Here is a 4,357-nt window from a genome sequence, read left to right as displayed (position 1 = left end):
GCCCGGACTACACAAAATTATGGCGCACGTAGACTACCATGCTGTAGGCGCACAAAATTGCTCATTTCGTGAACAATTGCAACAAATTCGCCCATCACACAAAAGCCATCATATCTAGCTTGCCTTTCGGAATTTATAATGCGGTAATTGTAGTACATGATTACCATATACCTAAAATAAGACCTTCAACTAAAAGGATTTAGTGATGTCGATAAAAGACTGGCCCGAGGATGAGCGGCCTAGAGAAAAACTCCTCAAATTTGGTTCACAAAGTCTGAGCGATGCCGAGTTACTTGCCATATTTTTACGCGTCGGCACGCGCGGGCAAAGCGCTATTGAACTGGCGCGCGCCTTAATCCGGCACTTTGGCTCGTTACGACAGCTAATTGGTGCAAGCCAAAAGCAGTTCTGCGCTCATCCCGGCATGGGCCCAGCCAAGTACACTCAATTACAAGCTACGCTGGAAATGAGCAAGCGATGCTTTCATCATGAAATTCAGGAAAGCGATGCGCTTACCAGCCCTGAAGCAACTCGCAACTTCTTACGCAGTGCGATTATCCACAAGAAGCAAGAAGTATTCGGCTGCCTGTTTTTAAACAACCAGCACCAAGTATTGAAGTTCGAAGAACTATTTCAGGGAACAATAGATTCTGCCTCGGTTTACCCACGCGAGGTCGTCGGCAAAGTGATTGAAAACAATGCCGCTGCCGTTATCTTTTGTCACAACCACCCTTCCGGTTCAGCAAAACCGAGCCAAGCCGATATTGAGCTTACCCGACGTTTAGTTAAAGCTTTGGAGTTGATTGACGTACGCGTGCTCGATCATATGATTGTCGCGGGTTCTCTTGTCGTGAGCATGGCTGAGCTGGGGCTGCTATAAACATTAGCCAAAGCCTTTCAAGCCACCTTGGCCTTCACCAAGATAGGCAGCACCATAGACACCCGCCGAATCCCCGAGCTTTGCGCAAACGATCGGGGTTTTGGCGTGTTCGGTAAATACATGCGCTGCCATCCGCTCATTTATATCTGAATAGATCTCGATAATATTGGACATGCCACCGCCCAAAATAATGATCTGCGGGTCAAGTATATTAACCACCTGAGCAAGCGAAGCAGCCAGCTGGTTCAAGTAGCTTTGCCAAATATCTGCCGCCTTGGCATCTTTGGCTCTCATAGCCGAAATAATTTCTTCAGAGCTAAGTACCTGAGCGTACCTAAGATGATAGCTCATGGCTAAACCTGGCCCCGACAAGTAGGTTTCAATACAGTCTTTGCGACCACAATAGCAAAGCCTGCCTCTCTCTGGCTCGGGTAATTTATCCAACTCAAGAGCTGGCAGACAGTTATGTCCCCACTCCCCGGCAATGCTATGTAAGCCAGCTAACACTTTTCCGTTGACGACAAGGCCCGAACCAACACCCGTCCCAAGAATCACGCCAAAGCTAATCTCTGGCACTTGTGCGCCGAACCCTTCTTTGCCACTTCCTGCAAGTGTTTCAGCTAAGGCAAAGCAGTTTGCATCATTTTCCAGATAGACCTCACAAGCGAGTAGGCGCTTAAGATCCTCAAGCAAGGGTTTACCATTCAGTACCACGGAATTGCAGTTCTTCATTACTCTCGGCCCCGTCACGGAGTCTGTCAGTGCACCGGGCGCACCAATGCCAATTGCTTCACCCTGGCTCAAACCACAGACCTGTTTCGCCTCACCAACTAGACTCGCAATTGCCTGTAAGGTTTGCCCATAATCATTTTTTGGTGTTGCAACTCGTTGCCGCCAGAGAACTTTTTGACCGTCCAAGACAACAGCCTCTATTTTCGTACCACCGAGATCCACACCAAGTTTCATAAATCCCCTTCTATCAACCATCCACACCCAAATATGAGCGTCATTTTGTACCTGATAAAGCCGATACCACGTTACAAGTTTATACACATTTTTGAAAATATTTTTTGCGATTAAAAATGCTTTCTGGTATAAAGGCGGGCTCTTTAGTGAGGACTCCAAAAAAGGGTCCGATATTTGAATTTTTTTGAACGTGCTTTCAAGGGACGTTTCGAAGTTGGAGGCAAGGTTACAATGTCTAGAGTATGTCAGGTTACAGGCAAGCGCCCAGTAGCAGGAAACAACGTTTCACACGCAAAAAACCGCACACGTCGTCGTTTTTTGCCTAATTTACAATCTCACCGTTTTTGGGTTGAGGGCGAGAAGCGTTTTGTTAAGCTTCGTGTATCTACCAAAGGTATGCGTATTATCGATAAAAAAGGCATCGAGACAGTTCTTAGTGAACTACGTGCTCGCGGCGAGAAAGTTTAGGAGATTGAGCAATGCGTGATAAAATCCGTTTAGTTTCAAGCGCTGGTACTGGTCATTTCTACACGACTGACAAGAACAAGCGTAACATGCCAGAAAAGATGGAAATCAAAAAGTATGACCCAGTTGTGCGTAAGCACGTGGTCTACAAAGAAGCTAAAATCAAGTAAGATTTTCTACCTTTCGAGGTAGGCAGCTTATTGCTTCCATTGAAAAGCCCGACTTTATTGTCGGGTTTTTTGTGCCTGTCTATGTCTATATTTTCAAAGTTTCAAGCTAATAGCCTTTGGGTAGTTTTACCTCTAATTCGATGGGTAAATGGTCAGATACCGGAAACGTTACCACGCCCGCCCTCTTAACCAATAGGCTACGACTCACCAGAATATGATCTAAGGCCTTTTCAGGGCGCCAGCTAGGAAATGAATGAGATACGCCCGGCAAAGTCACCAAGCCGGCTCCTTTTAGCGGAGAGTCATGCAGTATTTTCTCGGCATGGGTATTCATGTCGCCCATCAACACCACATGGTTATAGTCATCAACCAAATCCCGAACAAAACGTAGCTGCTGTTTTTGGGCACTATCGCTGAGCGACAAGTGCATAATCACCAATACGATCGGATCTTCCTCTTTTCCGTACTCGGCAACAATCACGCCTCGGCCAGGTATTAAGCCAGGCAAGCGATGCTCTTCAACCTTGATTGGCCGGAAACGACTTAACAAGCCATTACTATGCTTTGCTACAGGACCAAAATTTCTATTTAACTGCTGATACCAAAACGGCAAACCTGCATTACTCGCAAGGTATTCGACCTGATTAATAAATCCGCTGCGCAAGCTACCGCCATCGACCTCCTGCAAAGCCACCATATCGTACTGACTAATCAGCTCAGCAATTTTATCCAGATTGTCTTGCCGCTTTTTGTGAGGCAAAACGTGCTGCCAACTACGTGTCAGATAGTGACGGTAGGAAGAGGTGGAAATACCCACTTGAATATTGAAGGTTAATAGTCGAATCGTTTTGTCTGTTTCAAGAAACGGGGTCTTTTTCAGTTCTTCAGGGTGCACCTGTTGCGATGCTGCGTTTTGTAGCGACTCATTGATCGGCGTAATCAGTTCACTGATACGATGTTTGATTCGTTGATACATAAACTAGAATTACCCTGTTTCACGACGACTATTCATTACCACATTAATCGGCCTTAACAACAGCATAAGCGGCCCTTATGATTTTCTCAAGGCAAAAAAAATGGGGCTCATCACCCCATTCTTAAAAACGACAAATCCGGCACTAGTTCTTCTTAGCTTCTCGTTCTTTATTAACCAGATAATTCGCAATCTTTACCATATTGCCAAAGCTGCCTGCGTCACGAACACCGATTTTGTATTTGCCATTAACAATCAAAGCCGGTACACCTGTAATACGCAACTTCTTGATCTTGTCTTGAGCTTTTTTGATCGCCTCATCTATCTTGGAAATCTTTCTAAACCCACTGGCCTCAAATACCTTATCAAAGTCTTCAGACTTTATGCCTTTATCCATAAACAAAACTTTTATGTCGTCTACGTCTTTATACTTCTTAGGGTTCGATACGATCTTATCGAATAAGTACTGGTGCATCTCTTTGTACACACCCAGGAACTCAGCTGCGTAATAAGCTTTTGCATGCTCTACCCAACCAGGGAAGGTTGCTGGCATTAAACGGAAATCTACATCATCCGCCAAGCTTTTCTCCCACTCAGGTAAGTGGTCATTGTTAAATTCGTAACAATGCGGGCAGCCATACCAAAATAGCTCTAGTATTTCTATTTTAGAAGGGTCTGCGGTTTTTACCGGGTAAGGCAATTCTTTATAGTGGCGCCCTTTTTCCCAAAGATCCGCTGCAAAACTCATTTGACTAAGCAGTAGCATGATCGCTACAAACGGCATCAACCAAAAACGATTCTGGCTCTTTTTATCAGACACAAAGGCCCCCTTAATAACTATTTAAACGAACTATCCATAATAGCTTTAAGGTTTTACAGGTCAATAACACCTAGATGACCATT

The 4,357-nt window shown here is 45.0% G+C and carries 6 protein-coding genes; 3 read left to right on the top strand and 3 right to left on the bottom strand.

The features are described from left to right. Positions 1 to 205 precede the first annotated feature (205 nt). Complete coding sequence (radC, locus tag A3766_RS16230) at positions 206 to 880, top strand: DNA repair protein RadC (RefSeq protein WP_068552965.1); 675 nt, start codon at positions 206 to 208, stop codon at positions 878 to 880. A gap of 3 nt (positions 881 to 883) precedes the next feature. Here radC and A3766_RS16225 read toward each other — a convergent pair whose 3' ends face one another. Further along, positions 884 to 1,846, bottom strand: coding sequence for an ROK family protein (locus tag A3766_RS16225; protein WP_068510853.1), 963 nt, complete (start codon positions 1,844 to 1,846; stop codon positions 884 to 886). A 231-nt stretch (positions 1,847 to 2,077) separates the two neighbouring features. On the opposite strand from A3766_RS16225, the gene rpmB reads away from it, so the two are divergent. Both rpmB and rpmG read left to right on the top strand, forming a co-directional pair. Beyond that, a complete protein-coding gene (gene rpmB / locus A3766_RS16220; RefSeq protein WP_068510857.1) occupies positions 2,078 to 2,314 on the top strand; it encodes a 50S ribosomal protein L28 in 237 nt (78 codons plus the stop codon). Positions 2,315 to 2,325: 11 nt separating this feature from the next. Next, a complete protein-coding gene (rpmG, locus tag A3766_RS16215) occupies positions 2,326 to 2,481 on the top strand; it encodes a 50S ribosomal protein L33 (RefSeq protein ID WP_068510851.1) in 156 nt (51 codons plus the stop codon). A 106-nt stretch (positions 2,482 to 2,587) separates the two neighbouring features. On the opposite strand, the gene A3766_RS16210 is transcribed toward rpmG, so the two are convergent. Together A3766_RS16210 and A3766_RS16205 are read right to left on the bottom strand one after the other, a co-directional pair. Then, positions 2,588 to 3,457: an endonuclease/exonuclease/phosphatase family protein gene (locus A3766_RS16210; protein WP_068509233.1), complete on the bottom strand. Its 870-nt coding sequence runs from the start codon at positions 3,455 to 3,457 to the stop codon at positions 2,588 to 2,590. 142 nt (positions 3,458 to 3,599) lie between these two features. Further along, a complete protein-coding gene (locus A3766_RS16205) occupies positions 3,600 to 4,274 on the bottom strand; it encodes a thiol:disulfide interchange protein DsbA/DsbL (protein ID WP_082865026.1) in 675 nt (224 codons plus the stop codon). Positions 4,275 to 4,357 lie beyond the last annotated feature (83 nt).

Source organism: Oleiphilus sp. HI0132 (assembly GCF_001635845.1).
The sequence above is the reverse complement of the archived record's forward strand: the minus strand, read 5'-3'. Positions and strand labels throughout refer to the sequence as shown.